The organism is Olivibacter ginsenosidimutans (genome assembly GCF_039542865.1).
GTDB classification, from domain to species: Bacteria; Bacteroidota; Bacteroidia; order Sphingobacteriales; family Sphingobacteriaceae; genus Olivibacter; species Olivibacter ginsenosidimutans.
Genome location: NZ_BAABIQ010000043.1, coordinates 398956 through 417819, shown reverse-complemented (window position 1 = coordinate 417819; position 18864 = coordinate 398956). Strand labels below are relative to the sequence as shown.

21 protein-coding genes are annotated in these 18864 nt (G+C 40.2%); 13 read left to right on the top strand and 8 right to left on the bottom strand.

From position 1 onward, the window contains the following. Positions 1-170 precede the first annotated feature (170 nt). From miaB to groL, 7 genes are all read left to right on the top strand, one after another. Entirely contained in the window at positions 171-1607 is a 1437-nt protein-coding gene (gene miaB / locus ABD930_RS19230; protein WP_345234350.1) for a tRNA (N6-isopentenyl adenosine(37)-C2)-methylthiotransferase MiaB, read from the top strand. A gap of 11 nt (positions 1608-1618) precedes the next feature. Beyond that, positions 1619-2857, top strand: coding sequence for a sigma-54 interaction domain-containing protein (locus ABD930_RS19225; protein WP_345234348.1), 1239 nt, complete (start codon positions 1619-1621; stop codon positions 2855-2857). Between the two features lie 5 nt (positions 2858-2862). Further along, positions 2863-3369: an LptE family protein gene (locus ABD930_RS19220; protein ID WP_345234345.1), complete on the top strand. Its 507-nt coding sequence runs from the start codon at positions 2863-2865 to the stop codon at positions 3367-3369. Positions 3370-3386: 17 nt separating this feature from the next. Beyond that, a complete protein-coding gene (locus ABD930_RS19215) occupies positions 3387-4340 on the top strand; it encodes a hypothetical protein (protein ID WP_345234343.1) in 954 nt (317 codons plus the stop codon). 12 nt (positions 4341-4352) lie between these two features. After that, a complete protein-coding gene (gene secG, locus ABD930_RS19210) occupies positions 4353-4712 on the top strand; it encodes a preprotein translocase subunit SecG (protein ID WP_345234341.1) in 360 nt (119 codons plus the stop codon). Positions 4713-4943: 231 nt separating this feature from the next. Next, entirely contained in the window at positions 4944-5219 is a 276-nt protein-coding gene (locus ABD930_RS19205) for a co-chaperone GroES (RefSeq protein ID WP_345234337.1), read from the top strand. A gap of 25 nt (positions 5220-5244) precedes the next feature. Then, positions 5245-6882 (top strand): chaperonin GroEL, encoded by a 1638-nt coding sequence (gene groL / locus ABD930_RS19200; protein WP_425571145.1) that lies wholly within the window; start codon positions 5245-5247, stop codon positions 6880-6882. 292 nt (positions 6883-7174) lie between these two features. On the opposite strand, the gene ABD930_RS19195 is transcribed toward groL, so the two are convergent. From ABD930_RS19195 to ABD930_RS19180, 4 genes are all read right to left on the bottom strand, one after another. Next, positions 7175-7639: a hypothetical protein gene (locus ABD930_RS19195; RefSeq protein ID WP_345234335.1), complete on the bottom strand. Its 465-nt coding sequence runs from the start codon at positions 7637-7639 to the stop codon at positions 7175-7177. Positions 7640-7649: 10 nt separating this feature from the next. Continuing rightward, complete coding sequence (locus ABD930_RS19190; RefSeq protein WP_345234333.1) at positions 7650-8018, bottom strand: phage holin family protein; 369 nt, start codon at positions 8016-8018, stop codon at positions 7650-7652. Between the two features lie 115 nt (positions 8019-8133). Beyond that, positions 8134-8403, bottom strand: coding sequence for a YtxH domain-containing protein (locus tag ABD930_RS19185; protein ID WP_345234331.1), 270 nt, complete (start codon positions 8401-8403; stop codon positions 8134-8136). Between the two features lie 152 nt (positions 8404-8555). Next, positions 8556-9338 (bottom strand): enoyl-CoA hydratase/isomerase family protein, encoded by a 783-nt coding sequence (locus ABD930_RS19180; RefSeq protein WP_345234491.1) that lies wholly within the window; start codon positions 9336-9338, stop codon positions 8556-8558. A gap of 293 nt (positions 9339-9631) precedes the next feature. Between ABD930_RS19180 and ABD930_RS19175 the strand changes: the two genes are divergently transcribed. Then, positions 9632-10468, top strand: coding sequence for a murein L,D-transpeptidase catalytic domain family protein (locus ABD930_RS19175; RefSeq protein WP_345234329.1), 837 nt, complete (start codon positions 9632-9634; stop codon positions 10466-10468). Here ABD930_RS19175 and ABD930_RS19170 read toward each other — a convergent pair. The 4 genes from ABD930_RS19170 to ABD930_RS19155 all read right to left on the bottom strand — a co-directional run bounded on the left by ABD930_RS19170 (position 10460) and on the right by ABD930_RS19155 (position 15039). Further along, positions 10460-11905: a L,D-transpeptidase family protein gene (locus ABD930_RS19170; protein WP_345234327.1), complete on the bottom strand. Its 1446-nt coding sequence runs from the start codon at positions 11903-11905 to the stop codon at positions 10460-10462. The genes ABD930_RS19175 and ABD930_RS19170 overlap by 9 nt on opposite strands. A 96-nt stretch (positions 11906-12001) precedes the next feature. Continuing rightward, positions 12002-12514 carry a gliding motility lipoprotein GldH gene (locus ABD930_RS19165; protein WP_345234324.1) on the bottom strand — a complete coding sequence of 171 codons (513 nt, stop codon included), beginning with the start codon at positions 12512-12514 and terminating at the stop codon, positions 12002-12004. Beyond that, complete coding sequence (locus ABD930_RS19160; protein ID WP_345234322.1) at positions 12498-13889, bottom strand: PSP1 domain-containing protein; 1392 nt, start codon at positions 13887-13889, stop codon at positions 12498-12500. The genes ABD930_RS19165 and ABD930_RS19160 overlap by 17 nt, the downstream gene beginning before the upstream one ends. Before the next feature lie 37 nt (positions 13890-13926). Beyond that, entirely contained in the window at positions 13927-15039 is a 1113-nt protein-coding gene (locus tag ABD930_RS19155; RefSeq protein ID WP_345234320.1) for a DNA polymerase III subunit, read from the bottom strand. Between the two features lie 107 nt (positions 15040-15146). On the opposite strand from ABD930_RS19155, the gene ruvX reads away from it, so the two are divergent. The 5 genes from ruvX (at position 15147) to ABD930_RS19130 (ending at position 18750) form a co-directional block, all read left to right on the top strand. After that, positions 15147-15560, top strand: a complete 414-nt coding sequence (gene ruvX / locus ABD930_RS19150) for a Holliday junction resolvase RuvX (RefSeq protein ID WP_345234317.1) — start codon at positions 15147-15149, stop codon at positions 15558-15560. 51 nt (positions 15561-15611) lie between these two features. Beyond that, complete coding sequence (locus ABD930_RS19145) at positions 15612-16250, top strand: O-methyltransferase (RefSeq protein ID WP_345234315.1); 639 nt, start codon at positions 15612-15614, stop codon at positions 16248-16250. 1 nt (position 16251) lies between these two features. Then, positions 16252-16926: a glucosaminidase domain and LysM peptidoglycan-binding domain-containing protein gene (locus ABD930_RS19140; RefSeq protein ID WP_345234312.1), complete on the top strand. Its 675-nt coding sequence runs from the start codon at positions 16252-16254 to the stop codon at positions 16924-16926. A gap of 23 nt (positions 16927-16949) precedes the next feature. Continuing rightward, on the top strand, positions 16950-17807 hold the full coding sequence (locus tag ABD930_RS19135) for a glucosaminidase domain-containing protein (protein ID WP_345234309.1): 858 nt from the start codon (positions 16950-16952) through the stop codon (positions 17805-17807). 166 nt (positions 17808-17973) lie between these two features. Next, entirely contained in the window at positions 17974-18750 is a 777-nt protein-coding gene (locus ABD930_RS19130; RefSeq protein WP_345234307.1) for a hypothetical protein, read from the top strand. Positions 18751-18864: the final 114 nt, after the last annotated feature.

Here is an 18864-nt window from a genome sequence, read left to right as displayed (position 1 = left end):
AGCCTGCCTAAACGCTATAATTAGGGAAATGAAGGTACGGACATAAGGCGAAGCTGGTAAGAATTTCATATAACGTTGATACGAACGTTAGGAGAAGAAGATTGGATAGCTGACAAACTGTCACGAAAATACAAAAAAAAATTGTAAATTTGTAGGCTTAAATCATGGCTATGATAGAGACACCAATCGGATTAAAAGAACACGACGAATCACGCCAAGGAGAGGCGGTTATGCTTAAAGGGAATCAGGAGGAGCAGCATAATCGTAAACTATACATCGAGAGTTACGGATGTCAAATGAATTTCGCCGATAGTGAAATCGTTGCTTCCATTTTACTAGATAAGGGATTTACCACTACTGCCGACTATAAAGAAGCCGATGTTGTATTTATTAATACCTGTTCCATACGTGAAAATGCGGAGCAACGGGTACGAAATCGCTTAAAAGAATTTGAAGCTGCTAAAAATAAAAAGCCGGGAATGATTGTAGGGGTGTTAGGTTGCATGGCAGAGCGTCTAAAATCAAAGTTTTTGGAGGAAGAAAAATTGGTCGATGTGGTTGTCGGGCCTGATGCGTATCGTGATCTCCCCAATCTTATTGAAAAAGTGGATGATGGAACGCGGGCTGTCAATGTATTACTTTCCCGAGAAGAGACCTACGCGGATATCAGTCCGGTTAGATTGAACACGAATGGTATTACGGCCTTCATTTCAATTATGAGAGGCTGCGATAACATGTGTTCTTTCTGTGTGGTTCCCTTTACGAGAGGGAGGGAAAGAAGTCGAGATCCTCATTCTATTGTCCGTGAAGCGCAAGAACTTTTTGCAGCGGGGTATCGAGAGGTGACGCTTTTAGGACAAAACGTTGATTCGTACAAATGGACACCCCAAGCTACAGAAGGAACGGCCGACCAAAAACCGGTCAATTTTGCACAGCTTTTAGTCAAGGTCGCACAGGTCAGTCCCCTCCTAAGAGTACGCTTTTCGACATCCCATCCAAAAGACATCACGGATGAGGTATTATATAGCATGGCCAAATACGATAACATCTGCAACTATATCCACCTGCCTGTACAATCAGGTAATTCTAGAATTTTGGAATTGATGAACCGTACCTATGATCGCTCATGGTATATAGATCGTATTCAAGCGATTCGTACAATTATTCCTGACTGTGGTATATCAACAGACGTAATTACAGGTTTTTGCAGTGAAACCGAGGAAGAACACCAAGATACGTTGTCTATAATGGATTATGTACAATACGATTATGCGTATATGTTTGCCTATTCAGAAAGACCAGGTACCCTTGCTGCCAAACGTTATGCTGACGATATCCCTGAAGATATTAAAAAAAGACGCTTAACCGAAGTGGTGAACAAACAGCGGGAACATAGCTTAAAAAGGCTTCAAGAACAGGTGGGAAAAGTACATAACGTCTTAATAGAAGGTTTTTCTAAACGTTCAGATAAAGATTATTGTGGTCGGAATGATCGGAATGCGATGGTTGTCTTCCCTGTAAATACGAAATACAAGATTGGCGACTATGTACAGGTATTAGGCGAAAGCTGCACCTCTGCCACTTTGATAGGTAAAATAATTGATTAAGGTATAAATACATGAACATTCAGGATATAAAAAATAGATTTGGTATAATTGGTAATTCACCTTTACTAAACAGGGCAATTGATGTAGCCCGGCAGGTGGCTCCCACTGATATTTCTATTTTGATTACCGGTGAGAGTGGAAGTGGTAAGGAAGTTTTTTCCCATATTATTCATCAATTAAGTAGTAGGAAACACGGTGCGTTCATTGCTGTTAACTGCGGGGCTATTCCTGAGGGGACCATTGATTCGGAGCTCTTTGGTCATGAGAAGGGCTCTTTTACAGGCGCGCACGAAGCCAGAAAGGGTTATTTTGAGGTGGTTAATGGCGGCACCATCTTTTTAGATGAAGTAGCAGAACTCCCATTAAGTACACAAGCGCGCTTATTACGGGTACTGGAATCAGGAGAATACATCCGTGTTGGCTCTTCTAAAGTACAGAAAACTAATGTACGGATTATAGCAGCCACCAATGTTGATGTTTATGATGCCGTTAGAGCCGGTAAGTTTAGGGAAGATTTGTACTATCGATTAAACACAGTGCCTTTACGTATCCCTTCTTTACGAGATAGAAGGGAAGACATTCATTTACTATTCCGGAAATTTGTAGCCGATTTTACGGATAAGTATAGAAGCCCTAGTATACAATTGACAGACGATGCTCAGCAATTATTAACCAGCTACAGTTGGCCAGGTAATGTGCGGCAACTAAAGAATATCGCCGAACAGATTGCTGTTTTAGAAAAAGAAAGAGTAGTTACTGCTCAAATATTACAAACCTATCTCCCTCCAGAACGTATCAATACCCTACCGATGCGCTTGGAGAATAAAGGAAGTGATGATTTCTCTGAACGGGATTTGCTCTATAAAGTGCTTTTCGACATGAAGAAAGATATGGTTGATTTAAAGAAATTAGTTGTTGAATTGTTGAAAAATGGAGTGAATGCCAATACCATTTCCGATCACTCCCCTTATGTAAATCAGCTGTATCGGGATGTTCACCCTGCAACAAACAATAATGAATCTTTTTCGCCGTTGACTATACATCAACCTGCTCCAAACAAAGAAAACTATGAACTGGTTGCTCCCCATACAGAAGAAGTGGAAGAGTCGTTATCGCTCGTAGAAAAAGAATCGGATCTCATTAAACGCGCCTTAAAAAAATACAAGGGCAAACGTAAATTAGCGGCACAAGAATTAGGCATATCAGAACGCACTTTATATCGTAAAATTAAAGATTTGAACTTGAATTAGCAGGAATGTATACATCATTTAAATTATCATATCTTCTTATTCCTTTTCTGCTTGTAACACAAGCCTGCGGAATATATAAATTAAACGGAGCCTCCATTCCCGACGGAATGAAAACATTTAATGTACAATTTTTCGAGAACTCGGCCCCTATAGTGGTTCCCTATTTAAGTCAACAATTTACGGAGGCGTTAAAAACGCAGATCAGAAATCAAACACGTTTAAGCCAAGTAAATTCAGAAGGTGATGCCATATTTGAAGGGCGTATTACAGGCTATGCCATTAGCTCAACAGCCGTGGGGGGCGCTAATGATATGGCACAAGCCAACCGTTTATCCATTACAGTTGCCGTAAAATATGTAGATAATATTAAGCCAGAGAACAGCTTTGAACAAAGCTTTACACGTTATCAAGACTTTCAAGGCACCGTACAATCACAAGAACAAAATTTAATCACTGCGATTAACAAACAATTAACAGAAGATATTTTTAACAGGGCATTTGCCAATTGGTAAGCTTAACCGAATTTATCGTGGAACGAAAAACTTCATTACAACGTCAGTATGCTGCTGTGTTAGCCAATCCAGGTCAAGCAAAAACAGACGATATTCAACAGTTGTTGGAAGCTTTTCCATATAGTCATGCCCTTTGGTTTGTAGCAGCAAAACACGCTGCCCTTCACAAAGACCAGCATACGCTAATTAACCGCGCTGCTCTATACAACAATCCCGATCAGCTGTATTACTATAGCTATGTTGCCTCCCTTAACAATACGACAACAGATCAACCGGATACAGTAGCCAAGCTTGATTTACTATTAGAACAACATCGCAAGGATACTACGCCCATCAACTCTTCGGATGGCGCTGTAACTGCGCATATAGAAAATACCGATCAAGGTCCAGAGATTTTATCAAGTCCTACTGAGGTTTTACCTACCCTATCAACGAATCGTTCCGATAGAGAAGACCTTTCCAAATATGACGATGAATTGATGCCTTATAGCTTTGTTTGGTGGTTACACAAAACACGTTTGGATTATGCAGATACTTACCGTCCATATGCAACAACATCCAAACCCCCATTAAAAAAGTTACATAATGAGCTCAATGATCTGGTCTTAGACCAGCAAATCCGCGAAAACATTTTCCATCTGCAATCTCCAGAAGAGAAATTAAATATTCAAGATAGCCAGACGATTACCTTCAAAATTCCGCATAAAACAGACGAAATCATAGCGCGTTTCATCAAAGAAGAGCCACAAATCAAAGCACCTCAGGCTAATAAAATTACGTTGGAAAACAAAGCTAAACAAAGTGCAGAAGACCAATCGATATTTGTTTCAGAAACCTTAGCTCAAATTTATGTTGAGCAGGGGCTCTATCATAAGGCTATTGATGCCTATATGAAATTAAGTTTGAAATATCCCAAAAAAAGTGCTTATTTTGCCGACCGTATTAGAGATTTAGAAAGTAAAATTAATTAAGCTCATAAAGAAATGCATACCTTATTGATTATATTAACCATTCTAGCTAGTGTGCTATTGGTTTTTATCGTATTGATCCAAAACCCGAAAGGCGGCGGTTTGGCTTCCGGCTTTGCAGGCTCTAACAACCTGATGGGCGTTCAACGCACAGGCGACATTCTGGAAAAAGGAACATGGGTTTTAGTGATTGCCATCATGGTATTTTCGCTTTTAATCAATGTAACCAGTCCGGGAGCAAGCACTAATGGTAATGATTTGCAACACCAAATTACACCGACAACTACACCAGCAGCTCCGCTTCAGGCGCCATCGGCAACACCTACTACACCGCAGCAAGGTCAAAAACCGATAAGCACTGATTCGACGAAGTAAAATTTACGACATACCGTATAGAAAGAAAGGGACATGCGATAAGCATGTCCCTTTTTGCTGACAAATATTCAGCTCGGCTGACATTCCAAACCAGCTTTTTATTTACTCCTCACTATGAGCGTGAAAAAATGACAACAAAACGGTAGGATTAATAGTTTGGCACAGTTCATGACCAATCCTTTCGCAGAAACGTTAATCATATAAAAAACAATAATAACAGTTATTAAAATTATGGCATTAAGTATCAAACCGATTGGAGACAGAGTAGTAGTAGAAGCTGCTGCTGCTGAAGAAAAGACTGCATCAGGTATCTACATTCCTGATACTGCTAAAGAGAAACCACAACGTGGAACAGTGGTTGCAGTTGGTGAAGGCAAAAAAGATGAACCTATCACCGTAAAGGTAGGTGATGAAGTTTTGTATGGTAAATATGCCGGTACCGAGATAACCTATGAAGGAAAAGAATATTTAATTATGCGCGAGTCCGACATCTACGCTATCCTGTAAACAGATAATTTTAAAAAGTACTATTATGTCAAAACAAGTAAAATATAACGTTGAAGCCCGTGACGCTTTAAAAAGAGGTGTTGATACCCTAGCGAATGCGGTAAAAGTAACTTTAGGCCCAAAAGGTCGTAACGTCATCATTGAAAAGAAATTTGGTTCACCTTCCATCACCAAAGATGGGGTTACGGTAGCCAAAGAAATTGATCTAAAAGATCCATTAGAAAATATGGGAGCACAAATGGTAAAAGAGGTTGCTTCTAAAACAGCTGATCAAGCTGGTGATGGAACAACCACAGCTACCGTATTAGCACAAGCTATCGTAACTGCAGGTATTAAAAATGTAGCTGCCGGAGCTAACCCAATGGATTTGAAACGCGGTATCGATAAAGCCGTGGCCGTTGTTGTTGAAAATTTAAAAGCGCAATCAAAAACAGTTGGTGAAGACAACAGCAAAATCAAACAAGTAGCTACTATTTCTGCGAATAACGATGAGGTAATCGGTGAATTAATTGCAGAAGCAATGGAAAAAGTGGGTAAAGACGGCGTTATTACTGTTGAAGAAGCAAAAGGTACCGAAACTGAAGTTAAAACAGTAGAAGGTATGCAATTTGACCGTGGCTACCTATCACCTTACTTTGCAACGAATACCGAAAAAATGGAAGCCGAATTGGAAAATCCTTATATTTTGATCTACGATAAAAAGATCAGTAATATGAAAGAATTGCTTCCTATTTTGGAAAAACAGGTTCAGACTGGTAAGCCGCTTCTCATCATTGCAGAAGATTTAGATGGTGAAGCGTTGGCTACTTTAGTTGTAAACAAGATTCGTGGTTCATTGAAAGTTGCTGCAGTTAAAGCTCCTGGGTTTGGCGATCGTCGTAAAGCTATGTTAGAAGACATTGCCATTCTAACTGGAGGTACCGTTATTTCTGAAGAAAGAGGGTATAAATTAGAAAATGCAGAACTTTCTTACTTGGGACAAGCAGAAAAAGTTGTTGTCGATAAAGATAACACGACCATTATCAATGGTTCTGGTAATGCAGATGATATTAAAGGCCGCGTAAATCAAATCAAGGCTCAAATTGAAACCACTACTTCTGATTACGATCGTGAGAAATTGCAAGAGCGTTTAGCTAAATTGGCTGGTGGCGTTGCTGTTCTTTATGTGGGTGCTGCTACGGAAGTAGAAATGAAGGAAAAGAAAGACCGTGTAGATGATGCTTTACACGCTACACGTGCCGCTGTTGAGGAAGGTATTGTTGCTGGAGGTGGTGTTGCTTTCATTCGTGCCATTGAAGCTCTTGAAGGCCTTAAAGGCGCTCATGAAGATGAAACAACTGGTATCAATATCATCAAACGTGCTATTGAAGAACCTTTGCGTACGATCTGTAACAATGCTGGAACTGAAGGCTCTATTGTGGTTCAAAAGGTTAAAGAAGGTGATGCTGACTTCGGTTATAACGCCCGCTTTGATCGTTACGAAAACTTAATAGGAGCTGGAGTTATCGATCCAACAAAGGTTTCTCGTGTCGCATTGGAGAATGCAGCATCTATCGCCTCTATGTTGTTAACAACAGAATGTATTTTGGCGGATGAACCTGAAGAAGAAAAAGCAGGTGCTGGTGCTCCTCCTATGGGAGGCGGCATGGGCGGCATGATGTAATACGGAATCGCTATTCCAAGAAACCGTTGCTTTCACATTGAAGGCAACGGTTTTTTATTTTAACACAAGTTCTGCAAGAACCGATGAAACAACCCCTTCACATCCATTTTCGTGTAAGGCTTGCGAGACCACCTGTTTAATACCTCATCCACACACCATCGGTATGATCCATTCGGTATTTCACGCCTGTTTTTTTCTGAAAGTGTTCGTTTCCAAAGACCAGAAATGCCTTCTAAACGGTGCCTAATTGGTTGTGTATCTACTGTTTAAAATTCTTTATGCGGAATTCGGGTTAAAACGTTTCACTATCCGGGGGTATTCCAAAATTATAATCCGCTTTAGCATTACGTCGGGCTCGCCTGCTAGTACCTTTTTTTGATTCTCTTTTCACCCAATGCGTCACCTTGTCAATGATACCCGTTAAACGCTCTTTATTCAATAATCCCGCTGCCTGCGTGGATAGCAAGCCCATTACAATACGTTTTACATAACCAGCTCTTTTAAAGAAAACGCGATTGACCAAAAAGGGCAAGCCAACCTTTAAGCTCTTTGTTAACCAATCTTCATGAAACTGTCCGTTTTTAATTCCAATCTTATTGAATAATTGGGCACCGGGTAGAAAAGAAAATAATTGTTGAAAAAAATGAATAGGCTTATTTACTTTTTCTTTCAATAAATCAAATTGGAACTGCAAATAGGCTTCCTGTTCCACTTTAGTATTTTGGAGCCTGGCAATTTCTGCCTGTAATTCGGCCATGTTCGAAATTTTATTCATCATCATCGTCATCATTATGCAAGCGCACAAAAACGCGTACACATACATTCGTTATAAGCTTCTTAATTGGTTTTTTGAATAGGGCTACCAGCAATATTAGCAGTATAAAGAACGCTCCCGTGAGCGCAAAACCTAAGGCATAACTATGCAACCACTCACCGATAAAGAAAGCAAGAGCCATGCTCAAATAAAACACAACAAAAAAAGCGAAAAGAAGGCTTATGATCGCAACAGCCATTCCCGGAACGATCTTCGAGATGCTTCTTACAAACTTTAGATAAGCTAAATCGGTATAATTTTTTACATATTCTTTTAGCTTTTGTATAACGCCTTTAAGTGAAAATTTATTTTGATCTTCCATAGACAGTATTTTTCCACCATGGAGAGGTCTAAGAAGTCGTCATCACAACTAAACCTCCACATATCATATCGGTTAAGGGTAGCCGACCTTTTAGACACCTCCATTCGGATTATATTCAAGCATGTTCTTCAATAGCCTCTTCTATTTCGGCTTCACCTTTGTTTACCTTTGATTTAATAGTGCCTACCAGACGCTCCTTGAGATCATTAAATTGTTCTACTTGTTCTGCAGTACGTTCTTTAATAGCGTCGCCCAAGTCTTTTAATGAGTCGCTCAATTTATCACGCGTATCAGAGCCTTTCTCGGGAGCAAATAAAATTCCTAAAGCCGCACCGGCAGCCAACCCTGCTAGTAAAGCAGCTACTATTTTTCCGTTATCGTTCATAACTAAAAGATTAATTGTTAATGATCAAATTACAAAATTTAAGGCTACATAAACGTGACCTTTTATAAATACAAATTATCAAGCAAACTGTTTGCCAATTCAGTGGTAAAAGTAAAATTAAAGCGAATAAACCGCGAAAACAAATGGAAGCATTAATCTGCTGTAAAATTAGGAGGTCTTCGTTCCAGAAATGCAGATACGCCCTCCTTAAAATCGGATGTACCAAAGCATTTTGAAAATTCATTTATTTCAACAGCATATCCTCCCACATCTGCTGCAAAAGAAGCGTTAATGGCTCGGATGGCTGCGGCCACTGCTCTTGGTGATCGTAAGGCTATCCGCGCCAGCAATTCTTCGGCTTTGCTAATAACCTCATCTGCAGGCACTACATGATTAATCAGACCGATTTGCAATGCCTTTTCAGCGTTGATCATATCTCCTGTGAGAATCATCTCCATAGCATTTCCCCTACCAACCAATTGAGTAAGTCGTTGTGTACCACCGTAGCCAGGAATAAGGCCTAACGATACTTCTGGTAAACCCATTCGCGCCATATGACTAGCAACCCTCATATGGCAGGCCATTGCCAATTCCAAGCCTCCGCCCAGGGCAAAACCGTTGATAGCTGCTATAACAGGCTTCTCTGCCCCATATAGTAAATCAAACACCTTTTTCTGACCTTCCTGGGCAAGCTTCAGTCCTTTCTGTTCATCAAATTGAGCAAATTCCCCAATATCTGCTCCAGCAACAAAAGCTTTTTCTCCAGCACCTGTAATAATAACACCTTTAACTTCACTACTAGTTAAACCCGCTGTCAATGCGTGATGTAATTCGTGCAATGTATCTATATTCAGCGCATTGAGTTTTCCTTCCCGATTAATGGTCAGGTATAACACGTCGTTTTTTATTATTTCTTTTATATATTGATAAACCATCGTCTTCATGTATTCTTATTCCTATCTTACTTAAATTTATCGATTAGATGCATTTACTTAAAACAACTGAAACCATAAATGTTTTTATTAGCGGGATAAATTTTAGCCTATACCTCGACGTGCTTTTCTATGAAATACACCACAAAACTGTCATAATAGTTAAAATATTTCTTATAACAATATGTTTCTTTTGATTATTTTTTTATTTTTGCGATGCAATAATTTATAATAGCAAACGTTTTGGAGAAGGTATGGTTATAATTTCTCCTTGTAAACGAATAAGTTAAATGCCTATGAAGTTAAATAAAAGCCTGGTAATACCAAGCATCGCATTCTTTTTGTTAGCAGTTACCCTATGCATGGGATGGCGTTCAACAAATAGCGCTCGGCCAATAGCACATCATGCTAAAAAAATGGAGGAAAAAGAAACGAAGCGCTCCATCTTGGTTACTAATTTTGAGTCTACTTACCAACAAATCAAAGCTTTTGCCCCTACTTTAGATAGTAATGTGTTTAAACAAGCGTATATTGGCTATCTAAATTTACGCGATCAAGGCAAAACACATTCATCAATCTTAAGTATAGCTGATCTAAGTATTCACAGCAGTCAGCCTCGTTTATGGATTATAGACTTAGCAGACGACCGTGTATTAGTAAATACATTCGTAGCCCACGGCCGTGGTAGTGGTTTAACAGAGGCTAAGTCGTTTTCGAATAGACCCAATTCTAATCAAAGCAGCTTAGGGTTTTACCTTACCGGTGAAACCTATCAAGGAAAACATGGCCGTTCATTGCGTTTAGATGGCTTAGACGAAGGCTTTAACACGAATGCCCGCGCGAGGGGAATTGTATTGCATGGCGCTTGGTATGTAGGATCAAAAATTCTCAAAGGTCAAGACCGCATGGGAGTAAGTCAAGGTTGCCCAGCTGTAGCAGAAGCATTAAAAGATAAGATTATCAATCTCATTAAAGATAAATCCGTTTTATATATCCATGGTTCTTCGAAAACCTACCACTCTGCATTGCTTAATGAGCAACTGGCTACTGAAAGCTTAATGGCGTCGTCCATAACACCCGAAAAAACCCTATTAGATTCCATGGAATTGAATGAAAGTGGTGGTTTACTTTAACAGCAATCGATATACAGTAGAATCCAAACCGTACACATCTGGATAAAAAGTTAAGGCGCCCGCTTCATCAGGGGCACAGGTTGCATAATCCAAAAGGACTTGCGGTTTGGGACTAAGACCTATTGTTTTCGCTACCGGATTTTCACTACCCATTTCTTCCTGAATAGTTTGATATTTCTCACCCTCTCCAAATAGGGCATGCGCCAAATCCAATGGTTGCTCTACGCGAACGCATCCGTGGCTGGCGGCTCGCATTTTCCGACTAAAAACTGCTTTCGCAGGAGTATCGTGCAAATAAACACTACTCCCATTATTAAACAAAAATTTAATCAATCCTAAGGAATTCGCATCTCCTGGCCGCTGTTTAAAACTATAAGGTAAATTATCTTCATTATATCCACTCCAATCAATACTATCGGCATCAGCTACCTTCTTGCCCTTATAATAAACATCCATACCATGGTTAGACAAATAAAATTTATCCGCCTTTGCCTGTACCAAAATCTCTTTTTTGGCAATACTAGCGGGAATATTCCATATCGGGTTAACCTGCACACTATGAATCCGACTGCTTAAAAGCGGTGTTTCATGCCCGTCTGCCTTCCCAACGACCACTTTCATGTGGGCTACAGGCTCTCTATCCTTCAAAACAGTTAATTGATACGCCGGAATATTGACATATACCATAAAATCACTATCTCTTTCCATTTTCCACCGGAGCCGCTCCAAATTAGCCGTTAGTGCCATTACCTTCGAGCCTTTTTCTGTTTGCAATGCCTGTTGTAGTTGTCTATAAAAAACATTTTTGGGTTGTATACTATCCAGATAAGATGCCAGATCCTGTGTAGACAAAACCCGCATAAAAGCTAAGCTATCCGGCCGAGCTACAGGAATATAATACCGGGATAACGACCTTCTGGGATTTAGCTGCCCGTACTGCAAAGCAATGCTGTAATTAGTAAAGGCGTCCGCAAAAAGCAATTCAGACGCCACAATATGTGTATATGCCTCTGCTGGAGTACGGATAACTGATTTATCGCTAAGCTCTTGTAAAGAACGTTTAAGCGCAGCTATTGGATAATTGTGTGGTGAAAGACCATGTTCGCCAATGTGTTCCAAGCGATCGATAAATTGAAATAAGGATGAGTCGGCGTAGAACCGAGTTAACAAAACAGGTATGTATTGTTGTGATTGATAAAAGCGTTCTATGTATTTGGGATTTTTAAAAGCCTTCGGGTGTGTGACCATATAAGCCTTAAACGTTTCGGCTAAAGAATCCGCATCAAGATTTTGATATACTTGATTTTTAGTTTCCTGATAAAGGATTTTACCCAAAGGTGTACTTGATTTGGTACAAGCGGTCCAGACACCTGCAAGCGTCATGATTAAAAGAGAAAAAAAAGCAAGGTGCCGTAAGTCGTTGTAACTAAATTTCATCTGTTGTGATTAACTTAAATCTTGGTACTTGATACTTAAATCTTGATCCTAAAAAACTATTATACCCATATCCCTAAGACATAAATTATGCCGATTTTACGGAATTGCATTTCCGGGGACGATGCAAATGCCAATATCACGTACTCCTTTTAGCGGATTATCGCGCATATTTTGTTCAATCTTAAACTGATAGGTTCCTGTATCCGGAAAATGGTAATCCGTATTATAAGTGATTTGATAGCTGTAAAGACTACCCACTCCTTTTCCCAACCACTTGCCATCTTTATCGGCAACCTTCAATCCTATCCGCTTGGTTGATGTAACGGCTTTATGTACGTCTGTTTGGTGAATAAGTACAAAAAGATTGGAATAGGGATAATCAGCGCTTAAACGTACATTTATACGAAGCTGATAGGCTATTTCCCGATGGTCTATTTTTACAGCAAATTCCGGCGTAAATCCGTAGTTCCATGCGCCATCAGGTACCGGTTTGAATTCATCGACAATGGCCTCATCACTACAAGATGTTAACAATAATCCGATGATCAGTCCGATAATAGACCAATAGGTAATCCAGCTGGTATATTTGCCACTAGGACTTGTTATCATGTGAAGCATCCCCAGTTTTATTCGCTGCCTTTTTGCCCCTATTGTATCGCCTCCGATTATTTTTAGGTTTATTTTGACCCGTCTTTACCTCTTCCATACCCTGCTCACCCACTTTTGACTTCTGCTCTTTTTTCGTTATTTCTTTTTTTGTTGTTTCTTTCGATTTCGCTTCTTGCTTATCTTGGGAAGTATCTGACTGGTTTACGCCCGGTGTAGTTTCGCCGGCCGCCTGTTTATTCTTATTCCGTCTCTTGGAAGTGGAGCGTTTTCTCTTCTTATTCTTCTCATCTAACCGTGTTAAACTATCCTGACCAACGACGTTCTCATAATCATACGTTACCGACTTCGCCACAACGACTTCTTCTTTTATCGCAGATAGCTCATCGGGTTTAATACCCTGTTTATTCTCCTCAGAAATCTGCTTAACCTGTTCTATTTTTAAAGGTATCCAATTTTCCTCGCCGGGGTAAGAAAACCACATAATTTTCTTAAAGATGTCCGTTTTTTGCCAACGCGCAGTTCCTTTTTTAGTTTCCAGCCGGTCAATATCGCTTGGAATATCTTTCAGCGCATCCATATAGGTATCCAACTCGTAATTTAAGCAGCACTTTAATTTGCCGCATTGCCCAGCTAGCTTGAGGGTATTTAGAGACAAATTCTGGTATCGTGCCGCAGCAGTAGATACCGTCTTAAAATCAGTAAGCCAAGTCGAGCAACACAGCTCTCTACCACAGGATCCGATCCCTCCCAAGCGGCTGGCCTCCTGCCGCATACCAATTTGCCGCATTTCAATTCTGATTCGAAAGGCCTCAGCCATTTTTTTGATCAATTCGCGAAAATCAACCCGGCCTTCTGCCGTGTAATAAAACGTTGCTTTTGTCTTATCACCCTGGTAGTCAACATCACTCAATTTCATGGATAGGCCTAAATCTAGTGCCAGCTTCCGTGCACGATGCATCGTTTCCCATTCTAAATCTTTGGCTGCTTGGTATTTTGCCATATCATTTGCAGAAGCTTTCCGGAAAATTTTCTTATCCACACTCTCTGGTGAGATCTTATTTTTCTTCAGTTGCAATCGAACCAATTCTCCGGTGAGCGAAACGAACCCAATATCATATCCCCCTGTTGCCGTCTCGACCGCCACCGGTTCACCCATTTCCAAATAAATATGATCTGGATTTGTATAGAAGTCTTTGCGTGAGCCCTTAAACCTTACTTCAATGATATTAAACGGTATATAATTAGCTGGCATATCCATATGGCTTAGCCAGTCGTAAACATCTAATTTATTACATCCATTGGTCATGCACGAGCCGTTGCTTTGGCAACCTGCAGGAGCACAACCTCCTCCGGATGAGCAATTGTCACATCCCATATCTCTATATATTGAGTCCCATCATGGATGGGAACGTTTAGCGTTTAAATAACAAAACTAATTGCAAAGATACATCTAAAAATAAGATTTTAGGATTTGCATTACGTTCTATATAATAACTTGTCTTTTCAAAAATAGAAACGCATGCTTCTAATGTATCTGTTGTATATAGCGGACTGAATTTCTCTACAAAGGATAGTTCTGCCTGCGGTAAGTGCACCAAAGGACTTGCCCCAACTTTATATAGAATAACGTCGCGCATCATTTGCACTGCGTAAAGTAAGAAACTTTTCTGGTTTTCCCTCCCTAACTTGGCCAAATCTTCTTCCACCAGCTGAATCAGGTCTAACACCTTACCCCCAAAACAGAGACGTAGCCATTGTACTAATACATCAAAATAATCATTCCCTTCATCGGCTAAATGAATCATTACCTGCCGCATGTTTCCAGCACTTATATAACAAAGCTGGTCAGCCTTCGTGGGTGAAATTCCTTTTTCCCGTATAAGATAATCGGCCAAACTTTGCTTATCAATAGCATTCACTTTAACCAACTGTGTACGGGAGATAATGGTAGGGAGTAATTGGTCTTGATTTTGGGTGACCAATAAAAAAAGTGTATTTTCTGGTGGCTCCTCAATTAACTTCAATAGCGTATTTCCTTCCTTATCTAAAAATTCTGGCAACCACATGATTAATACTTTGTAACTTGCCTCAAACGCTTTAAGACTTAATTTCTGTATAATATGATGGCATTCGGCAATATTGATATTGGCCTGCTTGTTTCCCGCGTCCAAACTATTTCGCCAACTTTCCAGATTAAGGTAAGGATCAGATAAAAAGCTATGCCTCCACTGTTCTATAAAAGTTGTTGCCGTATCTTCCTTATGCGATGCAAAGAAAGGGTAAGAAAAATGTAAATCGGGGTGAATAAGCTTTGCATATTTTCTGCAAGAACTACAACTTCCACAACTATCATTTTCTTGCTTGTGCTCACAATTGATATATTGTGCATAGGCCAATGCCAATGGCAAGCTACCACTCCCCTCCGGACCTAAAAACAACTGCGCATGACTTATCCGGTTTTCCTTTACGGTACGAATTAAATGTTCCTTTACCTTTTCCTGACCTATAATATCTTTGAATTGCATCTTTTTATTGATGGCCTTACTCCTGCTGATGCCGTTTTTATGTATCTTTGCGGGTGCACGACTAAAATCTGTCGTGCGCCATTTTGTTTTTCCAAAAGTAACAATTTATGCGGATAATGGCATTTGATTATGGTACGAAACGAATAGGTATTGCAGTAACCGATCCGTTACAGCTTATCGCAACGGCATTAACAACCATTCATCCCAATGCCGTAATCACGTATTTAACCGATTACTTTAGCAAAGAAAACGTTAGTACATTTGTGGTAGGCATGCCGAAACGACTAGACGGCACGGATTCGCAATCCGCCATGCACGTAAAAGGTTTTATACGCCTGCTCAAAAAACATTTTCCGCAAATTCCTATCCAGACCATTGACGAACGTTTTACCTCCAAAATGGCTTCGGCAAGCATCGCTCAAAGCGGGCTAAAAAAACACAAACGACAAGATAAAGGGTTGGTAGATAGCGTGTCGGCTGTCATTATATTACAAGATTATATGCGAACTAAGGTTTTTTAGCATGCATCATTATTTTACAAATAAAAGTGACAAAATAGCTAAGTTTGCGATATGGAGTTACGGGACGACTTGTTAAATGCTTATTTAGAAGTTACTTGCGATAAAGAGCCTGCTCTTTTGCAAAAAATCAATCGGGATACGCATCTTAAGGAAACCATGCCTCATATGCTTTCCGGTCATTACCAGGGCAGGCTATTAAGTATGCTCAGCCGTCTTGTCTCCCCTAACCGTATTCTGGAAATTGGCACGTTTACGGGCTATGCAACCATTTGCTTAGCAGAGGGGCTTGCAGTAAACGGAAAGCTACATACGATTGATGTAGCTGAAGAGCGCCAGGAACGCGTACAAGCCTATTTTGATGCTTCTCCATTCGCCGATAAAATTAAATACCATATTGGCGACGCACGTACTATAATTCCTACTCTACATGAATGTTTTGACTTGGTGTTTATTGATGCCGATAAAAAAAACAACTTGAATTATTATGAACTGGTACTCGAAAAAGTACGTTCCGGTGGTTTTATCCTAATTGACAATGTGCTTTGGAAAGGAAAGGTACTTGACCAACAACATCCGGATAAACAAACACAACAGGTACTCCAGTTGAACCAATTTATCGCCGAAGATGAACGGGTGCAAAAAATTATACTTCCTGTTCGTGATGGACTATTTTTAATAAGAAAGCGCTGATATGAACCGTTACGTCATTTGTTTGTTGTGTTTGCTGTGGTACATTCCTAATGGCCATTGCCAAAATCAGGCCGCAACCTATATTGCACAACATAAGGATTGGGCCATTGACGCTATGCGGACGCATGGCGTTCCTGCTAGTGTTATCCTTGCCGTGGCCATGCATGAAAGTGCAAATGGAACAAGTAAAATAGCCACTTACTTAAACAATCATTTCGGCATACGGGGAAAGAACAATAGCAAGCACATCCGTTCCTCCTATAAAGGCTATACCAACGTTGAGGATTCTTATACCGATTTTATTAACTATTTAAAAATCCATAAGCAATTTGCGTCCTTATTTGACCAATATAAGCCTTACGACTATACGGGATGGGCCTATGGTATTATGCGGGGCGGTTACGCACAAAATAAAACATGGGCAGCACATATTTTAGCGTTAATAAAAAAATATGAATTATTTACGTTTGACGATCGGCCTGCAGATGACCAAGAACGTTCCATTGTGGACGTTACGAAAACAGGGCTTGTACCTAGTCGAAAAACGCACGCTGTAAAAAAGGGCGAAACACTAGCAAACATCGCCAAGCGTTATAAAACTACGGTAAGAAAAATTAAAATTGAAAACGGACTATCAACCGATCGTTTAAAAATCGGTCAGCGTCTAAAAATTTAACTCGCATTTTTACGTATATGGGTATGTTAAAACAACGATGGATTTTACTATTTTGTCTCTTAATTTTTGCTGGCTGCTTACCTAAACAGAAGGTATTACAAAGCAATAAGTCACGGCAGCAAGGGCAATATCCCAATGCAAGCTCTCCTAGCAATACCAATCGGGTTAGACAACCTTCAAACCCTCCTGTAATCAGTGCGTCCGCGCAAGATTATATTAACCGATATCAAAATATTGCAATAGAAGAAATGAATACTTATGGTATCCCTGCAAGCATTACCTTAGCCCAAGGTCTGTTGGAATCGGCTAATGGCAACAGCGCCCTAGCGCGGGAAGCCAATAATCATTTTGGTATTAAATGCACTTCCGACTGGAAAGGTGAATCATTTTTAATGGATGATGATCAACGCGATGATCGCTTCCGGGTCTATAAATCTCCTGAAGATTCTTTCCGGGACCACTCGGCATTCCTATTGCGAAAACGCTATGCAGCCTTATTCGAGCTAGATAAAGATGATTATAAGGGATGGGCTAAAGGGTTAAAACAAGCAGGGTATGCCACCAACCCCCGATATGCCGAGTTGCTCATTGACCTTATTGAACGTTATGGGTTGTACGTATACGATAAAGGTGAAAGGGTGCCCGAAAAAATCAATAGAGAAGAACGGATAATGACAGAAATCGTAGACAATACACCAAAAGAACCGGAAAAAGCAGCCGCTAAACCGCCATTGGAAATGAAAATACACGAGGTAAAAGCGGGAGATACACTTTTCAATATCAGCAAACGGTACGGAATCAGTACAGACGAGTTGAAAAGCCTTAATAGTTTAACGGATGATCAACTGGTATTGGGACAATTGCTGCTCGTTTCTAAGTAAGCGGCTTTCCTTGCCAATCCGGAAAGGCGAAACGTTAATTTAATTCCTGCTCCAAGCAACAACCCTTCTTAGATAAAGGAAAGTGGAATAGCGCAAATCCGTTTGTTTTTGTTAAAAAGTCTAAAATGCTTTCAAATGCCCTAAAGCTTTAGCTATCTTTGTTGGCTTGAAAAGTCTCCTAACCATAATCAGTCTGCTATGGATACTAAGCTCTTCTGTTCACGCACAAGAGAAAGAAGGCCTTGTATTTGATAGTTATTCTAAACAACGCGTCGCGCGGGTTTACATCTACAATACAGCGAACGATTCGATGACCTATAACAATAAGCGAGGCGAATTTAGCATTGAAGCCAACCCTGGCGACACCCTCATCGCCTTGGTTAAAGGTTATCACCCCGACACGTTAGTTCTTAAAAAAGACCCGGTTATTATCTTCCGGCTTAATCGCGCTACCATCTGGTTAAACGAAGTAAGCGTTATGGCCCGACGGTCTCCGGCAGAAATTTTAGAAGAGCGTAAACAAGAATTCAATAGTGCTTATCGTTTTGGAAATCCAGGCAGTCTTCTGTCTAGTGGGCCCACCGGAGCAGGCCTTAGCATTGACGCACTATTTTCCCTGCTTAGCCGAAGAGGTAAAAATGCACGTTTTCTGCAGGAGCTCATCCAGCGGGAATATGAAAATAATGTAATCGATGCTCGTTTCACCCAAGTGCTCGTTAAGCGACTAACGAACTTGACTGGAGCAGCCTTAGACGATTTTATGCAACAGTACCGACCATCCTACCATTTTATCCTGCAAGCCAATGATTATGAGCTAGGCAAATATATCCAGTCGTCTTATAGCATGTATCGTAAAGACCCAAGTGCTTACCGCCTACAAGCTTTACCTAGGGTTAACCCCAAAAAAGAAGACGTTAAAATTGAAAGACTTGATGCAAATTAAGGCATTATTCTTGCTTTGTTCCAGCCAATGTATTGCCTGGTAAAATTATTTAGATGGCGATAAGCTGAATAAATTGCATTATAAAGGTAATTTTAGCTAAGTTTGCAATGGTAT

Bases quoted from the DNA above. Each gene is read 5' to 3' on its own strand.
- miaB (WP_345234350.1), top strand. From the start codon at position 171: ATGATAGAGACACCAATCGGATTAAAAGAACACGACGAATCACGCCAA.
- ABD930_RS19225 (WP_345234348.1), top strand. From the start codon at position 1,619: ATGAACATTCAGGATATAAAAAATAGATTTGGTATAATTGGTAATTCA.
- ABD930_RS19220 (WP_345234345.1), top strand. From the start codon at position 2,863: ATGTATACATCATTTAAATTATCATATCTTCTTATTCCTTTTCTGCTT.
- secG (WP_345234341.1), top strand. From the start codon at position 4,353: ATGCATACCTTATTGATTATATTAACCATTCTAGCTAGTGTGCTATTG.
- ABD930_RS19205 (WP_345234337.1), top strand. From the start codon at position 4,944: ATGGCATTAAGTATCAAACCGATTGGAGACAGAGTAGTAGTAGAAGCT.
- groL (WP_425571145.1), top strand. From the start codon at position 5,245: ATGTCAAAACAAGTAAAATATAACGTTGAAGCCCGTGACGCTTTAAAA.
- ABD930_RS19195 (WP_345234335.1), bottom strand. From the start codon at position 7,639: ATGGCCGAATTACAGGCAGAAATTGCCAGGCTCCAAAATACTAAAGTG.
- ABD930_RS19190 (WP_345234333.1), bottom strand. From the start codon at position 8,018: ATGGAAGATCAAAATAAATTTTCACTTAAAGGCGTTATACAAAAGCTA.
- ABD930_RS19185 (WP_345234331.1), bottom strand. From the start codon at position 8,403: ATGAACGATAACGGAAAAATAGTAGCTGCTTTACTAGCAGGGTTGGCT.
- ABD930_RS19180 (WP_345234491.1), bottom strand. From the start codon at position 9,338: ATGGTTTATCAATATATAAAAGAAATAATAAAAAACGACGTGTTATAC.
- ABD930_RS19175 (WP_345234329.1), top strand. From the start codon at position 9,632: ATGAAGTTAAATAAAAGCCTGGTAATACCAAGCATCGCATTCTTTTTG.
- ABD930_RS19170 (WP_345234327.1), bottom strand. From the start codon at position 11,905: ATGAAATTTAGTTACAACGACTTACGGCACCTTGCTTTTTTTTCTCTT.
- ABD930_RS19165 (WP_345234324.1), bottom strand. From the start codon at position 12,514: ATGATAACAAGTCCTAGTGGCAAATATACCAGCTGGATTACCTATTGG.
- ABD930_RS19160 (WP_345234322.1), bottom strand. From the start codon at position 13,889: ATGGGATGTGACAATTGCTCATCCGGAGGAGGTTGTGCTCCTGCAGGT.
- ABD930_RS19155 (WP_345234320.1), bottom strand. From the start codon at position 15,039: ATGCAATTCAAAGATATTATAGGTCAGGAAAAGGTAAAGGAACATTTA.
- ruvX (WP_345234317.1), top strand. From the start codon at position 15,147: ATGCGGATAATGGCATTTGATTATGGTACGAAACGAATAGGTATTGCA.
- ABD930_RS19145 (WP_345234315.1), top strand. From the start codon at position 15,612: ATGGAGTTACGGGACGACTTGTTAAATGCTTATTTAGAAGTTACTTGC.
- ABD930_RS19140 (WP_345234312.1), top strand. From the start codon at position 16,252: ATGAACCGTTACGTCATTTGTTTGTTGTGTTTGCTGTGGTACATTCCT.
- ABD930_RS19135 (WP_345234309.1), top strand. From the start codon at position 16,950: ATGTTAAAACAACGATGGATTTTACTATTTTGTCTCTTAATTTTTGCT.